This is a genomic window from Xanthomonas sp. D-36-1 (assembly GCF_017746155.1).
Taxonomy (GTDB): Bacteria; Pseudomonadota; Gammaproteobacteria; order Xanthomonadales; family Xanthomonadaceae; genus Xanthomonas; species Xanthomonas cissicola.
Map to the genome: position 1 here is coordinate 1 of NZ_JAGHWR010000147.1, position 3,679 is coordinate 3,679.

Annotated in this window: 2 protein-coding genes and 1 pseudogene; 2 read left to right on the forward strand and 1 reads right to left on the reverse strand. The window is 65.8% G+C overall.

Annotation, left to right across the window (positions count from 1 at the left end; all coding sequences use genetic code 11):
- A pseudogene (locus J7367_RS22145) lies at window positions 1-131 on the reverse strand (copper transporter); the annotation flags it as partial.
- Between the two features lie 90 nt (window positions 132-221).
- On the opposite strand from J7367_RS22145, the gene J7367_RS22150 reads away from it, so the two are divergent.
- Window positions 222-1,325: a PLP-dependent cysteine synthase family protein gene (locus J7367_RS22150; RefSeq protein WP_057658923.1), complete on the forward strand. Its 1,104-nt coding sequence runs from the start codon at window positions 222-224 to the stop codon at window positions 1,323-1,325.
- 199 nt (window positions 1,326-1,524) lie between these two features.
- Window positions 1,525-3,549 (forward strand): M3 family metallopeptidase, encoded by a 2,025-nt coding sequence (locus tag J7367_RS22155; RefSeq protein WP_007963881.1) that lies wholly within the window; start codon window positions 1,525-1,527, stop codon window positions 3,547-3,549.
- Window positions 3,550-3,679: the final 130 nt, after the last annotated feature.

Below are 3,679 nucleotides of genomic sequence, written 5' to 3' on the forward strand. Positions count from 1 at the left end.
ATCGCCGGCATGGCCATGCCGGCGATGGCGTCGGTGGCCGTGTTGGCAACCAGGCATAGGCACAGCAGCAGGCGGAGCAGGCGATGCAGCACGGACAGTCGGGGCAGTGACGGGTGCGGCGAGCATAGCATCGGCCCCCGCTGTCCGCCCGATGCGCTGGCTGCGTAGGCGGGCAGGCGACGGCGGTAGAATTACCGCTACTTTTGCAGCCAAGTCCTGCCATGTCGCAGCGCCAGTGGGTGGCCGCCGCCATCCGGAAGATCGAAGCCGATTTCAATCGGTCGGCCGACACCCACCTGATTCCGATGGAACTGCCGGGCTATCCGGGCATCGACCTGTACTTCAAGGACGAGTCCAGCCACCCGACCGGCAGCCTCAAGCACCGGCTGGCGCGCTCGCTGTTCCTGTACGCGCTCACCAATGGCTGGCTGCGTGCCGGGCGGCCGGTGATCGAGGCGTCCAGCGGCTCCACGGCCATCTCCGAAGCGTATTTCGCGCGTTTGCTTGGCGTGCCCTTCATCGCGGTAATGCCGGCCTCGACCTCGCCGGAGAAGATCGCCGCGATCGAATTCCAGGGCGGCCGCTGCCACCTGGTCGAGCGCGCCTGCGATCTGGACAGCGCCTCGCACCAGCTCGCGCGCGAGACCGGGGGGCACTTCATGGACCAGTTCACCTACGCCGAGCGCGCCACCGACTGGCGCGCCAACAACAACATCGCCGAATCGATCTTCAAGCAACTGGCCGAAGAGCCGCACCCGATCCCGGACTGGATCGTCTGCAGCCCCGGAACCGGCGGTACCAGCGCCACCCTGGGCCGCTACGTGCGCTATCGGCGCCATGCCACCCGCATCCTGTGCGCCGACCCGGATGTGTCGGTGTTCTTCGACGGCTATTGCCGCGCAGTGGACGGCCAATGCCCCAAGGAGCTGGCCATCACCGGCGGCTCGCGCATCGAAGGCATCGGCCGCCCGCGGGTGGAATCGAGCTTCATCGCCAGCTGCGTGGACGTGATGATCAAGGTGCCCGATGCGCTGAGCCTGGCGGCGATGCGCCACGTCAGCGCCACGCTGGGCCGCCGGGTGGGCGGCTCCACCGGCACCAACTTCGTCGGCGTGCTGCACGCCGCCCGGCGCATGCGCGACGAGGGCCGGCAGGGCTCCATCGTCACCATCCTGTGCGATGCCGGCGAACGTTACGCGCACAGTTATTACGACCCGGCCTGGTACGAGGCGCGCGCGATCGATGTCAGCGACAGCGATGCCGCCATCGCGCTGGCCGTGAACGGCGGCGATTTACCCGCCTTGCCTTGTGCGGCGCTGGAATGACCGCCATATCCGGGACGTGCGCATCAAGGCGCTGCGCTCACCGCCACGCCGGTGCGATCGGTGTCCGCAGTCGTCAGGGACGAGCGGGCACCGTGCCCTCGGCGCCGTGCTCAGCCTGCTGGCGGTTGCGCGCCACGGTGTGCCTGCCAGGGTTGCCGATCTTTGAATCTACTCATCCAGTCCATTGCCGGAGCGCTCCATGACCAACCCGCTGCTCGATCTGTCCGGACTGCCGTCCTTCGATGCGATCCGCCCCGACCACGTGGGCCCGGCGATCGACCAGTTGCTCGCCGAGGCCGAGGCGGCGGTGAAGGCAGCCGAGCAGGTCAGCCCGGTGCGCTGGGACAGCTTCGTCACGCCGCTGGACGATGCCACCGAGCGGCTATGGCGTGCCTGGGGGCAGGTGGGGCATCTGCAGGCGGTGGTCAACACGCCCGAGCTGCGCGAGGCCTACAACAGCAATCTGCCCAAGGTGAGCCGCTTCGGCAGCGCGCTGGCGCAGAATCTGGCGTTGTATGCGCAATACAAGGCACTGGCGCAATCGCCGGAAGCTGCACACTTCGATGAGGCGCGTCGCAAGGTGCTGGACAATGCGCTACGCGATTTCCGCTTGGGCGGTGCCGAACTCGATGATGCCGCCAAGGCGCGGTTTGCGCAGATCCAGGAAGAACTCTCGGCGTTGGCAGCCAGGTTTTCGCAGAACGTGCTCGACGCCACCGATGCGTGGTCGTACCTGACCGAAGACCACACCCAGCTGTCGGGACTGCCGGCCGAAGTGATTGCCGCCGCGCGCGCGGCCGCCGAAAAGGATGGCGTGCCGGGCTGGAAATTCACCTTGCAGATGCCGTGCTATCTGCCGGTGCAGAGCGATGCCGACAGCCGCGACCTGCGCGCGCGGCTGTATCGCGCCAATGCCGAGCGCGCGTCCGAATTCGGCGATGCCGCGCTGGACAACAGCGCCAACATCGATCGCATCCTGGCCCTGCGTGCCGAGTTGGCACAGTTGCTCGGCTTTGCCAGTTACGCCGACTATTCGGTTGCTACCAAAATGGCGCAGAGCCCCGGCGAGGTGATGGGCTTCCTGCGCGATCTGGCTGCGCGCGCCAAGCCGCATGCGCAGCGCGACCGCGCCGAACTGGAAGCCTTTGCGCGCGAGGAGTTGGGTTTGGACGAACTGCAGGCCTGGGACCTGGCCTACGCTTCGGAAAAACTCAAGCAGGCGCGTTACAGCTTTTCCGAGCAGGAGGTGAAGCAGTACTTCACCGAGCCGAAGGTGCTGGCCGGCCTGTTCGATGTGATCCACAGCCTGTATGGGCTCACCGTCAAACCCGACAGCGCGCCGGTCTGGCACCCGGATGTGCGGTTTTACCGGTTGGAAGATGCGCACGGCACCCTGGTCGGCCAGTTCTATCTGGACCTGTACGCGCGCGAAGGCAAACGTGGCGGCGCGTGGATGGACGATTGCCGCAACCGCCGCAACACCGCCAACGGCGTGCAGACGCCGCTGGTGTATCTGGTGTGCAACTTCGGGCGCGGCAGCGGCGATGCGCCGGCCACCTTTCGCCACGGCGAAGTCACCACGCTGTTCCATGAAATGGGCCACGGCCTGCATCAGTTGCTCACCCGCATTGGCGAGCTGGGTGTGGCCGGCATCAACGGTGTGGAATGGGACGCGGTGGAGCTGCCCAGCCAGTTCATGGAAAACTTCTGCTGGGAGTGGGCGCGCGTGCAGGCGATGACCGCGCACGTGCAGACCGGCGAGCCGTTGCCGCGTAATCTGTTCGATCGCCTGCTGGCGGCGCGTAATTTCCAGAGCGGCATGTTCACCGTGCGCCAGCTGGAATTCGCCTTATTCGACATGCAGCTGCACGGCACCTACGATCCGGCACAGGACAGCGTGCTGCAATTGATCGAGCGCGTGCGCGACGAAGTGGCGGTCAATCGGCCGCCGGCATGGAATCGCTTCCCGCATCAGTTCAGCCATATTTTTGCCGGCGGCTATGCGGCCGGCTATTACAGCTATAAATGGGCCGAAGTGCTCAGCGCCGATGCCTATGCCGCATTCGAGGAAGCGCCAGACCAACTGGAGCAGACCGGTGCACGGTTCCGCGCCGAGGTGCTTGCGCGTGGCGGCAGTCGTCCGGCGGCAGAGAACTTCCGCGCCTTCCGCGGTCGGGCCCCGACCATCGATGCGCTGCTACGGCATAACGGCATGGCGGGCTGAGACGCCTGTGCGGCCAATCGGCGTCTGCATTGCATTGGTGGACGGTGCAGTCCACGCAAGCGTTATGCGAAATTTATGCTTCCTTCCTACTGGAGTGCAGTTTTTTTATTTAGGGATGGTCTGATCAATG

Coding starts and splice junctions, on each gene's coding strand:
- J7367_RS22155 (WP_007963881.1), top strand. CDS start 1,525: ATGACCAACCCGCTGCTCGATCTGTCCGGACTGCCGTCCTTCGATGCG.
- J7367_RS22150 (WP_057658923.1), top strand. CDS start 222: ATGTCGCAGCGCCAGTGGGTGGCCGCCGCCATCCGGAAGATCGAAGCC.